The 21,309-nt window shown below is 49.2% G+C and carries 19 protein-coding genes and 1 riboswitch; of the genes, 10 read left to right on the forward strand and 9 right to left on the reverse strand.

Going from position 1 to position 21,309, the window contains the following annotated elements; all coding sequences use genetic code 11:
- Positions 1-146: 146 nt before the first annotated feature.
- Positions 147-587, reverse strand: coding sequence for a DUF4395 domain-containing protein (locus BC643_RS11155; RefSeq protein WP_120273160.1), 441 nt, complete (start codon positions 585-587; stop codon positions 147-149).
- A 151-nt stretch (positions 588-738) separates the two neighbouring features.
- Here BC643_RS11155 and BC643_RS11160 point away from each other — a divergent pair, with 151 nt between their 5' ends.
- The 10 genes from BC643_RS11160 (at position 739) to BC643_RS11205 (ending at position 12,647) form a co-directional block, all read left to right on the forward strand.
- Positions 739-2,028, forward strand: a complete 1,290-nt coding sequence (locus BC643_RS11160; protein WP_120273161.1) for a S28 family serine protease — start codon at positions 739-741, stop codon at positions 2,026-2,028.
- Positions 2,029-2,200: 172 nt separating this feature from the next.
- Positions 2,201-4,318: a glycoside hydrolase family 36 protein gene (locus tag BC643_RS11165; RefSeq protein ID WP_120273162.1), complete on the forward strand. Its 2,118-nt coding sequence runs from the start codon at positions 2,201-2,203 to the stop codon at positions 4,316-4,318.
- 132 nt (positions 4,319-4,450) lie between these two features.
- Entirely contained in the window at positions 4,451-4,885 is a 435-nt protein-coding gene (locus BC643_RS11170; RefSeq protein WP_120273163.1) for a PaaI family thioesterase, read from the forward strand.
- Positions 4,878-6,050 carry a chorismate-binding protein gene (locus tag BC643_RS11175; protein WP_120273164.1) on the forward strand — a complete coding sequence of 391 codons (1,173 nt, stop codon included), beginning with the start codon at positions 4,878-4,880 and terminating at the stop codon, positions 6,048-6,050. Before BC643_RS11170 ends, BC643_RS11175 begins: the two co-directional genes overlap by 8 nt.
- Positions 5,989-7,671, forward strand: a complete 1,683-nt coding sequence (gene menD / locus BC643_RS11180) for a 2-succinyl-5-enolpyruvyl-6-hydroxy-3-cyclohexene-1-carboxylic-acid synthase (protein ID WP_120273165.1) — start codon at positions 5,989-5,991, stop codon at positions 7,669-7,671. The genes BC643_RS11175 and menD overlap by 62 nt, the downstream gene beginning before the upstream one ends.
- A gap of 10 nt (positions 7,672-7,681) precedes the next feature.
- Complete coding sequence (menB, locus tag BC643_RS11185) at positions 7,682-8,506, forward strand: 1,4-dihydroxy-2-naphthoyl-CoA synthase (protein WP_107820520.1); 825 nt, start codon at positions 7,682-7,684, stop codon at positions 8,504-8,506.
- A 154-nt stretch (positions 8,507-8,660) separates the two neighbouring features.
- The gene (locus tag BC643_RS11190) at positions 8,661-9,569 is read left to right on the forward strand and encodes a 1,4-dihydroxy-2-naphthoate polyprenyltransferase (protein WP_120273166.1); all 909 of its coding nucleotides are present in this window, start codon (positions 8,661-8,663) and stop codon (positions 9,567-9,569) included.
- Positions 9,570-9,648: 79 nt separating this feature from the next.
- Positions 9,649-10,674 carry an o-succinylbenzoate synthase gene (gene menC, locus BC643_RS11195; RefSeq protein WP_120273167.1) on the forward strand — a complete coding sequence of 342 codons (1,026 nt, stop codon included), beginning with the start codon at positions 9,649-9,651 and terminating at the stop codon, positions 10,672-10,674.
- A gap of 108 nt (positions 10,675-10,782) precedes the next feature.
- Positions 10,783-11,853, forward strand: a complete 1,071-nt coding sequence (locus BC643_RS11200; RefSeq protein ID WP_120273168.1) for an AMP-binding protein — start codon at positions 10,783-10,785, stop codon at positions 11,851-11,853.
- A gap of 92 nt (positions 11,854-11,945) precedes the next feature.
- Positions 11,946-12,647 carry a hypothetical protein gene (locus BC643_RS11205; protein ID WP_120273169.1) on the forward strand — a complete coding sequence of 234 codons (702 nt, stop codon included), beginning with the start codon at positions 11,946-11,948 and terminating at the stop codon, positions 12,645-12,647.
- 79 nt (positions 12,648-12,726) lie between these two features.
- Here BC643_RS11205 and BC643_RS11210 read toward each other — a convergent pair whose 3' ends face one another.
- The 8 genes from BC643_RS11210 to BC643_RS11245 all read right to left on the reverse strand — a co-directional run bounded on the left by BC643_RS11210 (position 12,727) and on the right by BC643_RS11245 (position 21,244).
- Positions 12,727-16,686, reverse strand: coding sequence for a cobaltochelatase subunit CobN (locus tag BC643_RS11210; protein ID WP_120273170.1), 3,960 nt, complete (start codon positions 16,684-16,686; stop codon positions 12,727-12,729).
- On the reverse strand, positions 16,652-16,993 hold the full coding sequence (locus BC643_RS11215) for a DUF2149 domain-containing protein (RefSeq protein ID WP_120273171.1): 342 nt from the start codon (positions 16,991-16,993) through the stop codon (positions 16,652-16,654). Before BC643_RS11215 ends, BC643_RS11210 begins: the two co-directional genes overlap by 35 nt.
- A 2-nt stretch (positions 16,994-16,995) precedes the next feature.
- The gene (locus tag BC643_RS11220; RefSeq protein WP_120273172.1) at positions 16,996-17,592 is read right to left on the reverse strand and encodes a MotA/TolQ/ExbB proton channel family protein; all 597 of its coding nucleotides are present in this window, start codon (positions 17,590-17,592) and stop codon (positions 16,996-16,998) included.
- Positions 17,593-18,213: a hypothetical protein gene (locus tag BC643_RS11225; RefSeq protein ID WP_120273173.1), complete on the reverse strand. Its 621-nt coding sequence runs from the start codon at positions 18,211-18,213 to the stop codon at positions 17,593-17,595.
- 103 nt (positions 18,214-18,316) lie between these two features.
- A riboswitch (cobalamin riboswitch) is annotated at positions 18,317-18,536 on the reverse strand.
- A gap of 62 nt (positions 18,537-18,598) precedes the next feature.
- Positions 18,599-19,108, reverse strand: a complete 510-nt coding sequence (locus BC643_RS11230) for an OsmC family protein (RefSeq protein WP_120273174.1) — start codon at positions 19,106-19,108, stop codon at positions 18,599-18,601.
- 93 nt (positions 19,109-19,201) lie between these two features.
- Positions 19,202-20,584 (reverse strand): FAD-binding oxidoreductase, encoded by a 1,383-nt coding sequence (locus BC643_RS11235; RefSeq protein WP_120273175.1) that lies wholly within the window; start codon positions 20,582-20,584, stop codon positions 19,202-19,204.
- Positions 20,585-20,602: 18 nt separating this feature from the next.
- A complete protein-coding gene (locus BC643_RS11240; RefSeq protein ID WP_120273176.1) occupies positions 20,603-20,887 on the reverse strand; it encodes an antibiotic biosynthesis monooxygenase in 285 nt (94 codons plus the stop codon).
- 165 nt (positions 20,888-21,052) lie between these two features.
- Positions 21,053-21,244, reverse strand: coding sequence for a DUF1059 domain-containing protein (locus tag BC643_RS11245; RefSeq protein WP_120273177.1), 192 nt, complete (start codon positions 21,242-21,244; stop codon positions 21,053-21,055).
- Positions 21,245-21,309 lie beyond the last annotated feature (65 nt).

Raw genomic sequence — 21,309 nt, forward strand, 5'->3', positions numbered from 1 at the left:
TTAATGATTTCAACTCAAGGATAGCGGAAACAACTTCAATACTCAAAAGGAATCGATGGATAGACTAATAACACCGATCGTTCGGCGAGCTTTACCGACGGAAAAATTCCACAGAACAAGTCTCCGGTTGCCAGGAGTGCAGACTGTTATTTCTTAAAAAATGGTAAGACCAGGAAGGTGTAAATCGTACAACCGGCACAAAATGCAATGGCAAATTCCAGACTGGCGAAAACAACCAGAATACCGGCCACAATTTTTGACGCTGTTTGCATATCGGACGCAAATAGAACCGACAAAATCGCCACCATCAGAAATCCCATTCGGGCAGCAAAAATCTTTGGTGCTTTATCAATTTGTTTCGCAGGTAATTTCAATGCCAGTGTAATCCAGTAGGCCACGCAGCTTAAAGCACTAAAACGCATTTTGGTGAAAGCGCGAATTGCAAAATCAGCCGCTAGAAAAGCAAATACAAGCAACGACTGCAGCGAAAAACCAATAATTACCAATACGACCACCAGTAAAGAGGTAACACGCGGTACCTGCTCATTAATCCGTTCGGTGGAAATAGGACAAAAAATATTCTTCATTCTTCTAAAAATTTAGCCGACAACGAATCACTCTTCATCCAGATGTGATTTTTGTCAGTATATTTTAACCCGCGAAGCCGAAATAGGTTTATGTTGGCGAAAAATTTGTTACTTCATCTTCGCAATCTTAACAGGACAAAAAAACCGACAAATGAAATCTGCACCCCTTATCTTGTCCCTGCTTTTGCTGCTCATCCTGGCAAACCGGATAGCGGCTCAGGATCTGCTACAATTCATGCAGCAGAGGCCGGAGATCAAACAAATTGAAGAGATTTCAGGAAACCACAGTTTCAAACACACCTACGAAATCAAAGTCAGGCAACCGCTGAACTACGCTGACACAACAGCTGGATTTTTTCTTCAGCGCGTGTTTGTTTCCGACAAGCAAGCGGAAAGTCCAACTGTTTTGATAACGGAAGGATACGACGCTGATTATGCTGCCGACCCCGCTTACATCAACGAGTTGACAGAGATTCTGAAAGCGAACCAGATCTGCATAGAGCATCGTTACTTCGGAGAATCATACCCGGATTCGATTGTTTGGAAATACCTTACCGTTGAAAATGCCGCCAACGATGATCACCGAATTGTTGAACTATTTAAACCCTATTTTGAAGGAAAATGGTTGAACACCGGAATCAGCAAAGGCGGACAAACAGCCTTGGCGCACCGAACTTTTTTTCCCGACGATGTTTCCTTAACGGTGGCCTATGTCGCGCCCCTCAATTTTGGCGTTGAGGACGGCCGACACGAAGTCTTTCTAAAAACAGTTGGCACGCAGGCTGATCGCGATTCAATACAAAACTTCCAGCTTGAAATTTTGAAACGGCGCGAATCAATGACGGTACTCTTAAAAGAATTATGCGAACAAAAAGGTTGGGACAGTAAACTATCCTACGACCAAATGCTCGATTTTATGGTGCTCGAATACTCGTTCGCCTTTTGGCAGTGGGGTTACCACATCTCGCAAATTCCGCCTTTAAAGAGCAACGATGAGGAGCTTTTCGCCCATTTCATAAAGGTGAGCGAACCCGGTTATTTCACCATCCAGGGATCAAAAAAATACCAGTCGTTTTTTTACCAGGCTGCGCGCGAGTTGGGCTATTACGGCTACGACACTGAGCCGTTCAAAGAATACCTGTCCATTTCAACCGCCAAAGGCTATTTAAACCGCTACATGCTTCCGGTGGATCATCCGGTTGAATACCAACCTGAGACTTCACTCCAAGTTGACAAATACCTGAAAAATGATGCACGAAATGTGCTGTTGATCTACGGCGAAACCGACCCCTGGTCGGCTAGTGCTGCCAAGCTGAACAACGATCCGTCGATGATTAAAATTATCGCTCCGAGTGGTTCTCACTCAACGCGAATTAAATCGTTGAGCCCCACAACAAAGAACGACGCCATCGCGTTCATTCGTTCAGTAATATTGAAATGATTTTGCGACCATCGACAGGATTTTCGGGAATTGGCACCTTTTCTATAACATGTCGTTAAACTGAAAGATAGCCACCTGTTTCATCGGTCTTCAGAGAACTTTTTAGCAAATTTGCCAGTCTGTTAAAAGTTGTTAAATTTACGAAACCAGAAACAAAAACTAAAACTACTTCATGCCTTCAAAACGGATTGAAAGACGGAGCTTTATCAAACTGCTTGCCGCCGGAGTTGGCGCCAGCCTCATGCCAATCAGGTCGCTGGCCGATTTATCCGTAGCCTCTGAAGCTCCGGGCCCGGTCAAATTCAAACTCGGCAGATCGGAATGGATTCTCCACAACGATGGAACCTTCGATCTCATCTCCGGGGCAATTCGGCTTCGCAATTGCCGCCCGACGATTGACGGACAAAGTATTTTCGTTCAGAACACCTTCATGGGCGACTCGCCCAAAGGAAAACGGATTATTTACGAACTTGCCGGGAATAGCTTTGTCATGCTGGACCTGAAAATTTTCAACGGTTCGGTTTCAATCGGCATCGAATTGAGCAACATGTCCCGCGCACCTTTTTACCTCGCGCCGCTGGGTGAAGCCCGAGTGGAAGGTGTCGACCGTTTCTTCAAACAAGGAATTGGTCAGGGTGGACCTTCCGGAATTTATGATATTCCGACGCCAACAGCCGAAGATTGGGGGAATACGGCTGGCGAACAGGCCTGGTCGTACGACTCGTACCTCACAACCGGCTTACTTTCGCCAGAAAACGAAACACTGGCATTTGCTGCTTACGATCATTACGATTTCACGCAGAAAAGCACCATTTATAACCGTCCTCACCGGAAAGGACTTTACGACCGTTATCCGGATAAAGAAGAAATCTATTTTGAAACCGGATTCGTGATGGAGAATATTCCGTTGAAAAACGAATTCATCAAACTTCCTGATATCTATATCGTCAAGGGGAACACCCCTTTCGACACACTGCAGCATATTGCCTGGAACATTTCGGAAAATATGGTGGCCCGCAAGGACACCAAAACAAGTTATCACTGGAACTCGTGGTACGAATACCAACAACATTTTTCGTTTGACCAGTTGAAAGAAGTTCTGCAGGGATTCGACGAACTTAAACCGAAAATCCCCTTGCAAACCATCCAGATTGATGACTGCTACTGTGTTTTAGGCGACTGGCTGGAGACGAACGAACGATGGCCGAGAACCATGGAAGACGCTGCACGCGAGATCTTCCAGCGTGGCTACCGCGCCGGTATCTGGGTGGCTCCTTTCGTGGTTGATGAAAACAGCAAACTGTTTAAAAGTCACCCGAACTGGATCATCCGCGACCTCGACGGCGAACCGATTCTGCAGCACAATTTCCGGGAGAGTAATCTCTACGCACTCGACGGAAGTCACCCTGAAGTGCAAAAATACATTGCCCGGGTATTCCGCACATTCCGTAAAATGGGCTTCACCTTTTACAAAACAGCCTACCTGGAATGGGGTTTAAAAGACAGTTACAACATTCGTCGTTATGACCGCGACAAAACTTCTGTTCAGATTCTAGTTGATGTGATGAAAATCATTCGCGAAGAAATCGGGGCCGGAGCTTACTGGATGGCCAGTAACGCGCCGTTTGCACCGCTAATCGGCTTTGTCGACGGCATGCGGATCTCTGCCAACGTTGACGCCGACTGGACGCCCGGCGGAATTGGTAACATGTTCCAGGAATCGTACAATTGCCAATATTTCAACAATGTGTTCTGGCAAAACGACCCCGACACGATTTTCCTCCGCAATGTCAACAACAACATGAGTGACGCCGAAAACAGGAGCATTGCCCTTTGGGATGGAATTTTAGGCGGAACGGTGAATACATCCGACAGGTTTTCAACCCTGACCGAAGCACAACTGGATCTGTGGCGCTTTTTGCAACCCCAGGATCGTCCACAAAGTGCGTTGATTCCGCTTTGGAGTTACGATGCTGTCGGGAAAGTAGCAGTACGACGCTACAAATCGGAAAAAGCCTGGGGAATATTGATTGTTAACGACACCGATGAAGCATTCGACAAAACCTACCGTATGGAGGACTTGACCGGCGAAAGCAAATGTTGGATCTTCCGTTGGGGCCCCGAAGAAAGCATGAGCCTCGGCCAAATGAGCGACATTCAAATCAAACTGGACTCGCATGAGTCGATATTGCTTTATGCCGCAGAGAACAACGATGCACCTGCCTCTGACCTTTCAATCAGCGGCGTTAAACTTGATAAATACCTGAAGAAGCACAACATGCTGGAATAAACCAACAGACACCAGCCTCCTGCACAAGCTTTATTTAAGATTTAATGAAGCTTGGCTTGCTGTGCCCTGCTCAAAACTTTCTGATTTGAAAACTTAAGCTTATTTTAGGGCTTCAAAATAAGACACAAGCAGATGGATTTAAGCCTGTTGAACACCAACATTCCGATTGACTTACTAAACGCCTCGATGACAAACAGTTTAATCAGTAGTCTGGGGATCGTTATTGAAGCTGTGAGCGAAGGAGAAGTGATCGCGAGCATGCCGGTTTCGGAGAAAACGATGCGCCCGGGAGGTATCCTGCACGGAGGTGCAAACCTTGCGCTGGCCGAAACCATTGCCGGATTGGGAAGCATCCTGCTTGTTGACAGTAAAGAATACGATGCCCGCGGAATACAGGTAACTGCCAATCATGTAGGCGCTGCCACCGAGGGACGTGTCCGGGCGACAGCAAAAATCATTCACCAGGGAAAACAAACACACGTTTGGAATGTTGACATTACCAGAACCGACGGGAAATTAATCTCAACAGCCCGCGTGACCAATATGATAGTGAAGAAGAATGAGTAAGGGGAAATTTTACGAAGCATCTTTCGACCAACTAATAAAAAAGAACAGACCTTTTGCCGCCTGGTCAATGCCGGGAGAATCCACGCTTGAAGTACTTTTGGGCGAGCCTTCTGATATCCTGCTGTTGGAAGATTTCGACAAATTGAACGGACAGGAAGGTTTTGTCTTTGCCCCGTTTCGAATCGACGAACATTCACCACTGATTTTAATGAAACCGGGTGTTTATCTGAAAGATGAAAAAGCCTTCAAAGCATTCGATATCGAAGCACTTCCTTCGTTGGAATGCAAGGCTCCAGCTCCCCGAGATTTCTACATTATTACCGAAGAAAACTACCTGAAAGATATTACGGAAACGGTTCGCGTTATTCAAACCACCAAATTATCGAAGGTGATTGTTTCGCGCATTATTCCGGCTAAACGCGGAAGCGAATCGATTGGCGAATTGTACATGCAATTGCTCCGGCAAACACCCAATGCCTTGGTTTACCTCGTCTATCTTCCGGGCGCTGGACTTTGGATGGGTGCTACCCCTGAAGTTCTTTTGCAATCGAAAGGAAAAACGCTGGAAACCGTTTCGCTGGCCGGCACACAAACCCGACGCGACGACTCGGATTACCGATGGCATACCAAGGAAATTGAGGAACAGGCCTTTGTTTCGCGTTACATGCTCGACGTTTTTTACAAATTCAATATTCACCCTTACACCACACAAGGACCGGAAACATTGGAAAGCGGAAAGGTGGCTCACCTGAAAACCAGTTTCAATTTTTCGGCCAAAAAAGTGGAAGATAAATTGGGTGATTTTGTCGCACAACTGCATCCAACACCGGCCGTTTGCGGCTTACCCAAATCGAAAGCACAACGTTTCATTTCGACCATCGAAAAACACCAGCGCCGCTATTACACCGGCTACCTTGGTCCGTGGCGAATGAACGATTGCATCAGATTATTTGTAAATTTGCGTTGCATGGAAATTACCGCCGACAACTACATGCTGTATTCGGGAGGCGGAATTACCGCGCGCTCCGTTCCCGCCGAGGAATGGGACGAAACATTGAAAAAAGCAACAACGCTATTATCAGCCATCGAGCTTGTTCAAACTAATGATTTCAACAAAGAAACACATTCAACAGCTGGCCTCTTTACTGCTGGCCAAAGGAATTGACGATATCATCATCTCTCCCGGATCGCGCAACGGCCCGATGACACACACCTTTGCGGGATCGGGACTGTTTAATTCCCGCAACATTGTCGACGAACGCAGTGCCGCCTATTTTGCGATGGGTTTGGCGCAGGCCAAGCAAAAGCCGGTAGCGATAGTTTGCAGCTCGGGTACCGCAACGTTGAATTATGCGCCTGCTATTGCCGAAGCTTTTTACCTCAATATTCCGCTGATTGTGCTTACTGCCGACCGTCCGGATTACTGGATTGATCAGGCCGAAAGCCAATGCATCCGGCAAGAAGGAATCTACAGGAACTTTACCAAAAAGGAAATTAGCCTGCCTTTGGCCGAAAGCGAAAAGGAACTGTGGTTTGCCGCCCGCGAAATTAACGCTTGCCTCAACCTGGCCGTTTCGGGAACGCCCGCACCGGTTCATATAAATATTCCGCTGGAAGAGCCCTTGCACGATTTACTGGACACACCCCTTCCACCAGTGAAGGTGATTGAAGAGGAAGAAACCATTTCTGCGTTGAGCGCCTCCGCCATTCAGAAACTGGCTGGAAGTTTCAACCAAAGCCCAAAAGTGATGATCTTGGCAGGTCAACAAGTACCCAACCCGGGATTGGAAAACCTGCTGGCAGAGATCGTTGAAAAAACGGGAGCCGTGGTTCTGAAAGAACACCTTTCCAATCTGAATGATCCGCAGTTTTGCGGAAGCATTGATACTGTTTTAGCAGCAATGCTCGAAGATGTACCGGAACATTTTCAACCGGATTTGCTGATTTCATTCGGAGGCCAATATGTATCGAAAGCATTGAAACAGTTTCTGCGGAAGAACAAAGCGAGCCAACACTGGCATTTGAGTTTGTCGCACGAGCACTTCGACACCTACCAGTCGCTGACAAAAGTGATTGCGATGGATGCTGTGGACTTCTTCGAGGCACTTCAACCCGAATTACAAGAAAAAGACAAAGACTACCATCAACTTTGGAAGACGAAAGAAGCGAAGGTTAACCAGTTGCGTGATCAATATATTTCGGAAACGGAATGGTCGGACCTGACCGTTTTTGAACAGATTCGAAAAGCAATTCCCGAGAACTCCGTGGTTCATTTGGGAAACAGCTCCCCCGTTCGCTACGGGCTGATTTGCGAGGCTGTTCCTAACACGCAATATTTCAGCAACCGCGGAACAGCGGGCATTGACGGACCGATGTCGACTGCCGTTGGATTTGCACATGAATCGGAAAAACTGAACACGATTATTTTAGGTGATTTGTCGTTCTTCTACGACTCCAATGCTTTATGGAACAATTATGTGGGAAGTAACTTCCGCGTAATCGTCATCAATAACCGGGGCGGCAACATTTTTAGCCTGATCAAAGGGCCGGGCGAGTCACCTGCTTTCCAGGAACATTTTTTCACCGAAAATAAATTCAAAGCAGAAGGCATTGCCAAAACATTCGGACTGGATTATTTCAAAGCTGAAAACACCGACGAATTAGAAGATGCGCTGGCTGATTTCTATTCCTCAGAACAACAAGGCCCCGCTTTGCTCGAAATATTTACCGATGCGGAAGTCAATACGAAAACCTTCCGCGGATTATTCAAATTTGTCAAACAATAAACACGATACAATGAGTACTAAAAGACAATGGGAAACCATTAAAGAATACGAAGATATTTTCTTCGACTATTACGATGGGATTGGCAAAATCACCATCAACCGCGAACAGGTGCGCAACGCTTTCCGCCCAACAACGGTGAACAACATCAGCGATGCACTGCACATTTGCCGCGAGGATAACAACATCAATGTGATTGTGCTGACCGGTGCCGGCGACAAAGCATTCTGTTCGGGTGGCGACCAAAACGTGAAAGGCACGGGCGGTTACATCGACGAGAACGGTATTCCCCGTCTGAACATCCTGGAAGTGCAGAAACAAATCCGCAGCATGCCGAAACCGGTGATTGCAATGGTGAACGGCTATGCCATTGGCGGTGGACACGTGTTGCACGTGGTTTGCGATATCAGTATCGCCAGCGAGAACGCCATCTTCGGACAAACCGGACCGAAAGTAGGTAGCTTCGACGCCGGATTGGGATCATCATACCTGGCCAGCGTTGTGGGACAAAAGAAAGCCCGCGAAATCTGGTTCATGTGCCGACAATATAACGCTGCCGAAGCACTGGAAATGGGCTTGGTAAACAAAGTTGTTCCATTGGATCAGCTGGAAGACGAAGTGGTTGCCTGGGCACAAAAAATGCAGGAACACAGTCCGCTGGCTCTGCGTATGCTGAAACTCGGCATGAACGCTGACCTCGATGGTCAAATCGGAATCCAAGAGTTTGCGGGAAATGCTACCCTGCTGTACTACCTGACCGAAGAAGCACAGGAAGGAAAGCACGCATTCCTGGAAAAACGCAAACCCGACTTCAAAAAATATCCGAAGTTTCCTTAATTAGCACAACCACAGAGGACACAGAGTTCCCGGAGATTGATTTCTTGCGATGAAACTTCTCTCTGAACTTTGTGTTCTTGGCAATATCAATTCATAATCCCCGGTATTCGGCTGGTTGTAATCAGTAACAAGAAACCGGCAACCAACAACAAGTATGGCAACACCTAAAAGTTGGATCAATGCAGCACGGCTGCGCACTTTACCGCTGGCTTTGTCGGGCATTGTAATGGGCTCGGCACTGGCTGCCTTTTACGGGGCTTTCGACCTCACCGTTTTCATTTTGGCCGTAGTGACGGCAACACTGATTCAGGTTTTTTCGAACTTTGCCAACGACTACGGTGATTTTCAAAAGGGAACCGACAATCATCAACGCCTGGGACCAACGCGGACCATGCAGGGCGGAGAAATCACGCCGTCGGAAATGAAAAAGGGAATGATCGTCGTTGGCGGGCTGAGTTTCATTTTAGGTATTGCCCTGGTTTACACCGGAACCTGGACATTTTGCAAGATTGCCTTTTTCGGCTTCATCGGCTTAGGTATACTGGCACTACTGGCTGCCTACTTTTACACAGCCGGTAAAAAGTCGTACGGATACATTGGGCTGGGCGACCTGTCGGTGTTTCTGTTTTTTGGCCTGTTGCCGGTGATCGGCGTTTTCTTTTTGCACAGCAATTTCTTCGAAAATGCCATCATTCTTCCGGCCATCAGCATGGGATTTTTTAGCGCCGGTGTATTGAACCTGAATAACATGCGAGACATCCAGAACGACCAGCAGTCGGGGAAGATCACCATGGCCGTAAAGATGGGAAGCCGCAACAGCCGCATCTACCACATTGCCATCATTGCGTGGGGATGGATTGCGGCCATCGTCTTCACCCTGCACCAACAGGAATCGGCCTGGCAATGGTTGTTCCTGCTGACTTTACCGCTCTTCCTGATGGATTTGATCAAGATATACAACACCAAAGAGGATCGGTTACTCGATCCATTCCTGAAACGCCTGGCTCTGGGAACGCTGGCATTCACGCTGCTGTTCTCGCTCGGACTAATTTTATCGTTTTGATCGAAAATATATCGTCGTTTATTTTAACTTGACAGCGTAGTCTAGTTGTCTTGAATCTGAAAATCCAATAATCTTTCTAATGATTGGTTATTTCAAAAAATACGAGCTCGAATTTAAACAGCCCGCCGGTACTTCGCGCGGGGTGTTGAAGACGCGCACCGTTTGGTATTTGTACGTTGAAGAGAATGGGCGAACCGGCCTGGGCGAATGTGCCCCACTTCCCGGACTGAGCAAGGAAACACCCGAGCAAATTGACTACCTGATTGAAGATGTCTGCTCGGACCCGATGCACTTTTTCGAGAACGAGGAACTGCTGCTCGACTACCCGTCGCTGCGCTTTGCCTTAGAAACGGCTTTGCTCGACCTGCAAAACGGAGGCAAGCGCATTCTCTACCCCTCAGCATTTACGGAAGGAACAGCCGGAATTCCGATCAACGGATTGATTTGGATGGGCGAAGCGGACCAGATGCAACAACAAATTGAGGCGAAGCTGGCTGCCGGTTTTCGCTGCATCAAACTAAAGATTGGTGCCCTGGATTTTGCGAAAGAGCTGCATCTGCTAAAATCTATCAGGGAGCGCTTCAGCCCCGAAAAAATTACGCTTCGAGTTGATGCCAATGGTGGCTTTAAGGTTGATGAGGCCTGGCAAAAGCTCGAACAGCTGGCAGAACTTCAACTACACTCGATTGAGCAACCGATTATTGCCGGACGCTGGGCCGACATGGCCAAGCTGTGCGACGAAACTCCCCTGCCAATTGCGCTGGACGAAGAGCTGATTGGCCTCAACAAACGCGACGATAAAGAATTGTTGCTGGATATGGTGCGTCCGCAATACCTGATTCTGAAGCCGAGCTTGCACGGCGGACTGTCGGGTTGCGACGAGTGGATTGAGCTGGCCAACGACCGGAACATTGGTTGGTGGATTACCTCGTACCTGGAGTCGAACATTGGGCTAAACGCCATTGCACAGTGGGCTTTTACGAAAAATGTGCACATGCACCAGGGCCTCGGAACCGGGCAGCTGTTTACCAACAACATTGAGTCGCCGCTGGAAATCCGGGGCGAGCAGTTGTGGTTTGACCCCGCGAAGGGATTTGGACTGTAGCGGCCGGGAGCATGGGGTGAAGGACATGGGGATGGGACCTGAGAAATGACATCAGATAGTCGCAGTCGCAGAAAACGAACTTGAAACTCGAAACTCAAAACTCATAACTTGAAACTCTTTCCGTCACATATCACCTTAAACGGCGATTCAACAAAGGTTGAAAACCAGCTTGCCAAGCGCGAAAACACCACCGGTTGGGAACGCGACTGGCTCGACTTTCTGAGTGAGTGGTATGACGAGCGCGAGTACATTGAGGTGAACACTTCGGGCAGTACGGGCGAGCCGAAAACCATTTCGCTGAAAAAAGACTTTGTGGCGGCCAGCGCGCTGCGAACCATTCAATTTTTCAACCTAAAAGAAGGCGACCGCATTCTGCATTGCCTCCCTGCGCGCTACATTGCCGGGAAATTGATGGTGGTTCGGGCGCTGATCGGCCAACTGGATTTGCACGTGGTTGACCCGGCTACCGACTTCAGAATCCTTCAATCCGACCTTCACTTTAAATTTGCTGCGATGGTCATCAACCAGGTCTCCAAAATTTTGGAATTTGGAATTTGGAATTTGGAATTTGACCGGCGGAATCTGGACTTTCTGCTCCTTGGCGGCTCGGGCATCCCCAGGCCGCTCGAGGAAAAGCTACAGCAAATCAACACAGCCTGTTATTCCAGCTACGCCATGACGGAAACAGCCACCCACATAGCCCTCCGCCAGTTGAACGGTTCGGAAAAGGATGCTTGGTACCACTGCCTCGACGGAATCAGCATCAAGTTAAACGAGATGGGCTGTGTGCGCATTGAAATGGACGGGCTGGAAAACGGATTTTTGCAAACCAACGATCTGGGAGAGTTGAGAGATGAAAAGACTTTCCGTATTCTTGGGCGTGTTGACAACCGCATTATTTCAGGCGGATTAAAGTTTTCACCCGAAGAGCTCGAACAAAAACTTGAAAGCGCCATCGATCGACCGTTTTACATTTCCTCCAAACCCGATGAGCGCCTGGGCGCCCGGCTGGTCCTAATTGTTGAAGGAACTGAAAGCCCCGAATTGATCTCTCAATTGCTCGAAAGCTGCGCCGACCGCCTGACTCGCTATGAGCAGCCCCGTGAAATCATTTTCACTCCTACCCTTCCGCGTACCGGCAATGGCAAAATCAAAAGGCTGCCGCCGGATCAACTGTAATCATTTTATAAAAATTCGAAGCGTAGCCGCAACCATTGGGGACTGTCACCATCTACATTTTGTGACATTCAATTAAAAACGACTTAAAAGCTATGAAAAGAATTTTTGCTCAAGGATTAATCCTTGCCTTGTTTGCTGGTTTTACTGCCTGTAACGATGACGATCCGGCGCCCTACGGAGCTGGAGAACTTTACGTGATCTCCAAACTGGAACAACCAACAGTTGAAGGCGAAACACCCACTGTTGTTTATGCCTTGCACATGGAGGCCGTCGGACAAAACGAAGTGGCTACATCGGTGACAGTGACAGGCCCGGGTAGTGCGAGCTACACACTGGACAACACTTCCGGTTATTTCACCAAAAACACGGAGTACAGCAGCAGCGTGCCACTTGAAGGAACCTATACCTTTAACTACACGTTTACTTCGGGAGCGGTAGCAACCTCACAAGATGTATTGAGCGCCGAAGTGTTGGCCCCGGCAACAATCACCATGATCACCGTTTCGGACGACCAGGTTGACGTTGAATGGGAAGAAGTGGAAGGTGCCGACGCCATGGAAATTGTGTTGCGAAATTCGGAAGATGAAATGGTTTTCAGATCCACAACCGCCAGCTACGGTTATTTAAACGGTGACGAAACGGAGTACACCATCTCAACTTCAGCGGGACAATGGGGTGATGCCCCTCAGGATGGTGAAACCTACACGCTGGAGGTTCGCGGCTTATTGGGCGGAACACAAAGTTACTACCAGGCCATCTCCATTGCTTCAGAAGAAATTGTCTGGGGAGAATAAGACGAGCGACCAACTATCCCATAATCAAAAACAGCGGTATCCCGACCAGGAGGATACCGCTGTTTTTAGTTCGAAGCCGCTACTTCTTCCAGAAGAAAGCCACGGCAATTACAGCGATCAGCGCCAGCAACAGGTAGCGGTAAAACTCGGGCGTAGCCAATGGTTTGGAATTGTCGGCCTGCGTTTTCGACACCTCTTCCACCTGGTAGCCTTTCACAGTACTCTTCGGAAGGTAGCTTTGATCCGGGTTGGCTTGGTCCTGCGCCAGGTTGGCATTTTCGGGCATTTGCTGCTGCGAGAGATCAACTTTTTTGATCGTCTTCAACGCTTCCCGGTAAACCTGCAGGTCGGCTGTAGTCAGTCCGGGCACTTTTTCCAGTTCCTGACCGATGTAATCAGCCAGTTTGGGGTTGTCGCACACATTTTCGTTGCACGAAAGTCCCGCCTGTTTCACCGTCTCGTTAAAGGCTTTCAGCATCGTCTGCATCTGCTTTTCATCGGCATGCCAGTAGTCCTTCCGCGTTACCTCCATCATTTGCGAGAGCAGCACCTGGTAGGCATACACGTTCTCGGGCTGCATAAATTTGCGCTTCAAATCGAGCTGGTATTTGTCTTCCACATAGGTATCGTACACGCGGTTCCACTTGCCTTCGTCAATCGCTTCGGGCGTGGTCACCTGCCAGCCCCAGAGATTGGTCACCATCATGCGGACAAAACGCGAGCCGGCATAGCCCTCGTCCATCATGGCATTAATCCACTCGGGGTTCAGGTAGCGGGTCTGCATTTCGCGGCCAATAAACTGGTCGAGGCTTTCCTGACGCATGTTTCCCTTTTGGGTGAGGTTCGAAATCATCACATCGGGCGTTTGCCCGTCCAGAGCGCGAACAGTCAGCGCCGTTCCACCCAGGTATTGGAAGAAGTCGTCGTTGTCGAGCGCGCCGTACAAATGGGAGGTGCGGCTGTGCAACACGGCTTTCGATCCCGAGAGGTTCTGAGCCAGCAGGTCTTTCAACACCTTGTCGGTCACCTTCGGGTTGCTCACCGAACCCCAATAGTCCTCGCCATAGGGAAAATGCATGCGTTTCATGTACAGCTGTGCCACCTCGCGGTCGCTCTCCCACTGCCCCGAAGCCTCAATCATGGTATTTGTGCCCGTGCCGTAAGCGCCTTCGGGCGTGGTAAACATGCGCACCAACGCCAGTTTTTCGGCTTCGGCTTTGCCCACACCGGCCTCAACCAGCTTTTGCCGGGCGGCCTCGGTGTGCAGGCGAATGTAGTTGTCCACCTCGTTCTGCTTGGCTGCCAGCTTCACCGCTTTGTCGAGCAGCTTCATCAGCGTTGGGAAAATATCGCGGTACAGGCCCGACGGTACCATCACTACATCCACGCGGGCACGTCCCAGCACCCGGCGCGGAATGATTTCCACATCCACCACCTTGCCATAGCCGTCGTATTTGGGTCGAACTCCGAGCAGGTACATGATCTGCGCTTCCATAATTCCTTCGTTGCGGATACATTCCGTCGACCACAGGTTGAAGGTCACCTTGTCCGGAAACTGACCGTCGTGTTTCACGTTATAGTCTGAAATGAAATCTTTCGCCAGCTGCGTTCCGGCTTTATAAACTGACTCCGACGGAAGGTGCGACGGGTCGAAGGCGTAAAAGTTTTTCCCCGTTGGAAGGGCATCAGGGTTGCGGATGGGGTCGTTCCCCGATCCCGCTTCAATGTATTGGCCGTTCAGGGCAGCTATCAGGGCGTCCAACTCGGCTTTTCCGGTTGCCTGCAGTTTCTGGCGAATGTTGTTCAGCCAGTCCTCTTTGGCTTTTCCGCTCAGGTGGTCCTGTTGCGAAGCAATCGCTTTGGCCGTTTCTTCCAGGTACTTCGGAGCCGGGCTCTCGCCAAAGGAGTGCAGCCCCATCGGGCTTTCCTGCTCCAGAATTTCTTCCACGTAATGCTCCAGCAGCTGAAAATCTTTCTCTTCCTTAATTTCCGTCAAGCCCAAATCCTTCAGCACGCCCGCCGCTTTGGCTTTCTCGTTAATAGCGGCCAGCTTGGCTTGCGACAGCAGCTTACTCTTCGACTCAGCCACTTCGTACTCCGACATCAGCCGCGCAAGTTCTTTCACCTCGGGGTTAAGTTGAAGGCGGGTAAACGGCGGCGTCATGTGGGTCAGGATGATGGCGCCGCTCCGTCGTTTGGCCTGCAGCCCTTCACCCACATCATCCATAATGTAGGGGTAAATGTTGACCATGTGCCCGATCAGCGCCTCCGAAACATCCGATTCGCTCAGCCCTGTTTCCTTACCCGGCAGCCATTCCAGCGTACTGTGCGTTCCGATGTGCACCACCGCGTCTGCATGAAAGCTGTGCTGCAAATACAGGTAGAAGGCCAGGTACTGGTGGTGAGGCGGCAGCGTAATATCGTGGTGCATCACATCAATGCCCTGCGTCCACCCGCGAACAGGTTGCGGCATCAGCAACACGTTTCCGCAGGGAACAGCCGGCAGCACAAAGAAGCGTTCCTTTTTGCTGTTCTCCCAGGTCATGATCGAGGTCGTATCGGGCAAGCCCCAGTGGTGTTCCACTTCGGCAACCAGCTTGGGCGAAAGTTCACTCAGCCATTTTTTGTAGAGGCTGATGGGCACCAACACGGCTTTGCCCGATTGGGCCAGCTTGGCCGTTTCGGCAGGCGCCCAGTCGCCCACATTGCGCCCGTGTTCCATCACCTGCTTGTAAATATTGTCTTCGCGAATATCCATTCCGCCCAAATCGTAACCTTCGGTCTGCATCCGGTTCAGCATGTTGTGCAAACTTTGCGGCATCACGTTCAGGTAGCTCGCTCCCAGCGATTCCTTGCCCGGCGGGTGACTGTAGTAAATCAGCGCGACCCGTTTTTTGCTGTTGGGTTTGGTTTGAAGCAGGTGAAAGGCCTTCACCCGATCCACGAAGCGTTTCAACTGCCGTTGGGCCGGCACTTTTTCCTGTGCCCCGGTGGCCGGGTCAAAATCCTTCACCGAAGTCACGATGGGCTGAATCATCCCCGATTGCTCCGGAATGCTGAGCGCGTTCGTCCGTTTATACAGGGCGATACCGGTTTCACTGTCTTCCCAGGCTTCCAGCGTATCATTTACCTGCACCAGGTTGATGACCGGAACATTCAGCTCTTTGAATGTCTCGCGCTGCAAATCGGGGTTCACGCCCAACCACGACGACATGCCGGCAACTACTGAAAGCAATGGCTTTCCATCCTGGCGGAAAAAGTAGGTTTTCAACTCGTCCAACGGAACCTGACCGAAATACGGCAATACATTGAAACCGGCCTCTTCCAGCTTTTGAATGTGGCTGTTCACCGACTCCATCTGCTCCGACAGGATATCGCTGCGCCAGATGTTGAGCCCCACCCAGGGGTTGCCCGCTTCCTGCGTCCGGCGATGAGCCTGGTAGTCAGCAAGTGTGCTGTAAAACTGACCATCTTCCGTGTTGTATAAACCATATTCAGGAATTTGCAGCACCTGTTGCTTTGCCACCGGGTAGGCCAGGTCGGTTCGCAGCTTTTCGAGCACCATGCGCTTCAGGTTCTCCCTTCCCGACTGGCTGTAGAAATCCAGCACCTGCGCATCGTAGTTTAGCTGCACGCCCTCGGGGCTGTCGGCGAGTTTATCTGCACCGACAGCGTAGATTTTCGCACCATGCCGGCTTGCCTGTTTAAGCTCTTTCACCGCCTGGCTAACGATCTCGGCATGAAGTACGTCCGCAAAAATCAGATCACTTTCAGCAACAAACTGTTTTTCCTGCTGGTAATAACGGGAGTACGGAAACACCCGCACTTCAATCGGCTTTCCATCCTTCGTTGCAACCTTAATCGCCTCCGCAGCCCGCTCTCCAAGCTGCGTGTACGAGTCGGACAGCAGCAGCGACACCCGCAACGGCTTTGCTTCGGCCACAGTGCGACTGCTAAAAGCAAGTTGCAACAGCATAGCGAGCAGTAAAATCGTGTATTTTGTTTTATTCGTTCTCAGGCACATAAATAACCTTTCCATTTTCGAGTTGGTAAGCCGTTCCCAAGCGGAGCCCTTTTCCCTCGGCTTCCTGCGGGGTGACTTTCTCAATTTTCACATCTTTTCCTTTCTTGGTGATGATCTGCATCTCGCCATTGGCGCCTTTCTTGGTAATCGTCACTTCCGAATTTGGGTCGAACATGTCGACCATATTGAAGGCCATGAACAAAGCGAAAATGAGCGCGACGATAAAGACCACACTGGCATCGAACAGGTTGGCAACACCGCTCATTGGGTCGTCGTCCAGCCCGTCTTCCGCCCTCTGCGTTTGTCTGTTTAATATGCGCATGCTTAGTTGAATTGATTGTGTTTAACTTCCGATGATTGTTTCCCCTGAAAGTGACCATGCGCCTTCAGGTTGAGCAGCGCTTTCTCGGCAACAACCTCGCAATGCAGGCGGTCGGCGTTGTACCAGTTCTGCCGGATCATCACCAGCACATAGGCAACCAATCCGCAAGCCAGACCGATGATGGTTGTGGTGAAGGCCGTAACCATGTTCACCGACATGACCATCATATCGCCCTGCGACAGCGATGCCAATGCCGTTCCCATCGGAATCAGGGTTCCCATCAGCCCCAGCGTCGGACCGGCTTTGATGGCCAGCCGCAGTAATTTCAACGAATGATTCTGCTTCATTTCCCACAGGCGCAGGTACTGCACGACTTCAATCTCGGCCAGCTCGACGCCGGGCTTCGATGCAAAAATCAACTCCAGTTGTTGGTTGAAACTGGCACCGGCTTCGAATGTCTTCGAACGGCGTACACGATAAAGGCGCAGGCTCTGCCCCGCCTGAAAAATGAGCCACAGGCCGCAAAGCACAATGCAGATCATTACAGGCACCAACAGCAATGTGGACGCCTGGTATAAAAGAGATTCCAGAAATTTCATCTATGATTTGTTTTGAGGTGTTTTTAAATAACCAAGGAGGAAGACAAGCAGCAAAATGCCCGAAAGGATCCAACCATTCACGGTTTCGTAAGCTGTGGAGATCGGTTCCAGATCCGGTTTCTGATCGGCTCCGGCGAAAAGTTGCAGCGTTTCCGTGAATTGAAAAGCGGCCAAAATAAAAAGCAGAATGAGCGCAACCCGTAGCAATTGCAACTTCTTATTCCGAACCAGCACAAGCGCCAGCGCCGCTGTCAACACAAGCACAATTAACTGCCACATCAACGCCCGGACCTCCCGCTCCATTCCCATTTTCACCAGGTAAGTACCCAGAAAAACGGCGTAGTAAATCGTACTTCCAAGCGTCGCGTAGGCCGAAGCTCGTCCCAGTTGCCAAGCCGTCAAAATTGCCAGCACCAAAAAAGGAGCCGAAACCACAAATGCCGGAATTCCTTCTTGAAACAAGATAGTTGCACCGAGGAAAAACAAGCTCAAGAGCGTCCAGCCAAATGCGGACCAAAGTGCCGTGCCTCGTTTTATCACAAGCGTATTCAAATTGCTGCAACCAGCAACAATACCAATGACGGTTAGAGCATCGATGCCCAAATTCAAATTGTTGATCATGTCCTGTTTGTTCGTTTCAAATCACACAAACAACAATATTCCGTCTATCAGAAAGTATAAAATTGGTTTCTGTTACAGCTGCTCTAACTCCCGAAAGCGTGGAATACTGTCGTCGTTTATGGCAGGTCTTCTGGCTTGTTCCGTTCAAAAAAGCCTTCCCGTTTCATTGGAGTTGAAACAGTGGCATCTTTTTTTTGAACACAAATGGAACTTACAGCTGCGGGTACAGCTCCGGAATTCCGGGATTTTTCATCACCGGGCACCGGATTCCCTTTTCATCCGAAACTCGTGAAAGATTCGGGAACCATAACGGCACAAAAATAGAAATTCTGGATTCTAATGGAGAAACAAAATTGAATTCGTGGGAAAATTTAAGATAACCCGCCTATTTTGAAACCGAGGAACTGACGGTCATTGCAGGTGAATTTTTCAAGCTTTGCAGGACGACACAGTAGCGCTCTGTCAGCTCAACCAGCTTCGATACTTTCTCCGGATCGGCAGTTGTATCCAAGTCGAAAAACAACCGGATACCGGAAAAACCAACCGGAGCCTCTTTCGAAACACCAAGCGTTCCCCGGAAATCGAGATCGCCTTCTGCCCGCACAACCGCATCCTTCAGCTCTACACCAATGGCTGTCGCCACGGCATTCAGCGTTACTCCGGCACAGGCAGCCAAAGCCTCGAGCAACATATCGCCCGAACAAACAGCCATTCCATTCCCTCCCGTTGCCGGGTGCAATCCGGCGGTTACCAACGCTTTCCCCGTCTCCACACGGCAACTAATGCCATCGGCCAATCGAGCCTGCGCTTTCAAGGTAACCATCGCGGTATCTGGCTCTTCTTTGTATTTTGTTTTCAAAGGCGACTGCAGCCTTCTCAATTCTTCTGCATCCATAATGGTTTAGTTGTTTCAGTTTGACTAAAATGAAACCGGAACCTATAAAAGGCTCCGGCCAATCTCACTCACATCCTCATCAATACAAAACGCCTATGGTTTAATATTTTGATTCATATGAAACGTGTTGTGCGGGTCGTATTTTGCTTTAAGCTTTGCCAATCGCTCGTAGTTGACACCGTAAGCTGCTTTAATCCGGTCGTTTTCTTCTTCGGTCATAAAGTTCACGTAAGCCCCTCCCGACGCAAACGGAGCTGATGCTTTGAAGAAATTGCGGGACCAGGAGACACACTTTTCATCTTCGCTTTGGGTTTCCCACCGGCCGTGAACATTCATAACAAACTTCATGTCGCGGGCACTGTAGGCCGTGGCATCAGCAGGAACTTCGTTCATTTTACCTCCGACGACCCCGATAAAGATCTCGCAGTGCGGCGATGGTAGTTTGCCCGTGTATTCAATCATGGCATCAAACAAACCATCTTGCAGGTGTGTGAAATTATGCGACTTCCAATAGTTCCGGAAACCAGGGGTTAGCAGTGGATCAAACGCCTGCTGCCAGCCGATGTAGGGAACCATTCCCAGATGTTCACCGACCGGAGTGCCAAAATCACGGATCGGGGCAGCCAGTTTCTCTCCGTGAGCACTGTCGCCAAAATAGCAGGTCGCCATTATTACGACCTCCGTTCCATGAACCGACTCCGGCAGGAACGGCAGCGGGGGTGCTTTACGCATGACTACCCAAGTGTTAAATTCGTCGGGTGTTGACAGAATGAAATCGCGGTATTTGTGTAAAACCTGTTTTGCCTGTGCAATGGGAAATACGGTTAAACCGGCATACACTTCGGTGCCAATATAATTCAGGTTAAATTCGAACTGGGTGACAATTCCGAAGTTTCCGCCACCACCGCGAACTGCCCAAAACAGGTCTGCATTTTCATTATTACTGGCATGGAGCTTTTCACCTTCTGCTGTGACCATATCTACTGAAGCCAGACTATCGATGGTCATCCCGTATTTACGCGACAACCAGCCGAATCCGCCACCGAGTGTCAGCCCGGCAATTCCGGTTGTTGAGTTGATTCCCACAGGGAAAGCTAAGCCATAGGGTTGACAGGCCTGATCGACATCGCCCAAAGTGGCACCCGGTTCGATGTAAGCCTTCTTTTTACCGGCATCCACCCGAACATTCTTCATGGTTGAAAAATCGATAAGCAGCCCATTATCACAAAGCGAATTTCCCGCAATGTTGTGGCCAGCTCCGCGAATGGACAAATCCAAATCGTTTTCCTTCGCATAACGAAGTGCCATGACTGCATCATTAGCATCCTTGCACTGGACAATCACTGCGGGTTTCCGGTCGATCATGGCATTCCAGATCTGACGTGTTTCGTTGTATTCCCGATCCTGAGGCATGATCACTTTGCCTTTGACTTTCTTTTTTAGGGAGACAATTGATTCTGATAGTGTTTCTTTCATTTTTAAGTCGTTAAAAGGTTAATGCACATTCTTTCGGAGATCTTCACCAAACCATATTTCAGGTGTTCCGGCGACACCTGCATTTTTCATCGCATTTTTCAATTCCTCTGAACTGAAAAAATCATTAGCTTCTTCAATCGACTTAAACTCATGAGTGACGATTACCTGATCGGGCGCATTCGGGTCGCGAAAAACATGTTCGTGCCGAACGCCTTTTTCCTTAGCCATCGGCATAAACTTGTCGTAAACAGCCTTCCAACTGTCAAAGTCTTTGACCGCATGCTTAACAAAGGTTGTTATCATTAGATTTTCACTTTAGGTTGAGAACTTGGTAGAGCAGATTTATCAACACCTGGAGAAAAAACTGAAGGTGAGTTGGAGAGCGGTAAGAATAGTGGTATCCTAGGAGGGTGGAGATATGTCGCCGCTATTCTTGTTCGGCGTAGAAACAATTTAGCGAAGAACAGTTCAGCTAACATGTTCTTCTTCATGCATAATCGATCTCACTTTTTGAATTAACTCGTCGTTAATTTCCATCCCGTGAGCTTCCTTCGCATGCTTAGCTACTTGATTGAGTAATTCTTCTTCTGATTCGGAGCGACCTACAAAACTACAATCTAATCCTGCATCACTACAACGTACAACTTTCACTTTTCCCATGATGATATCCTCCAAATTTTAATTAGCTGGAGTATTCATTTAACATCTATGGTACTGGCGCGTAA

The organism is Mangrovibacterium diazotrophicum, from assembly GCF_003610535.1.
GTDB lineage: Bacteria > Bacteroidota > Bacteroidia > Bacteroidales > Prolixibacteraceae > Mangrovibacterium > Mangrovibacterium diazotrophicum.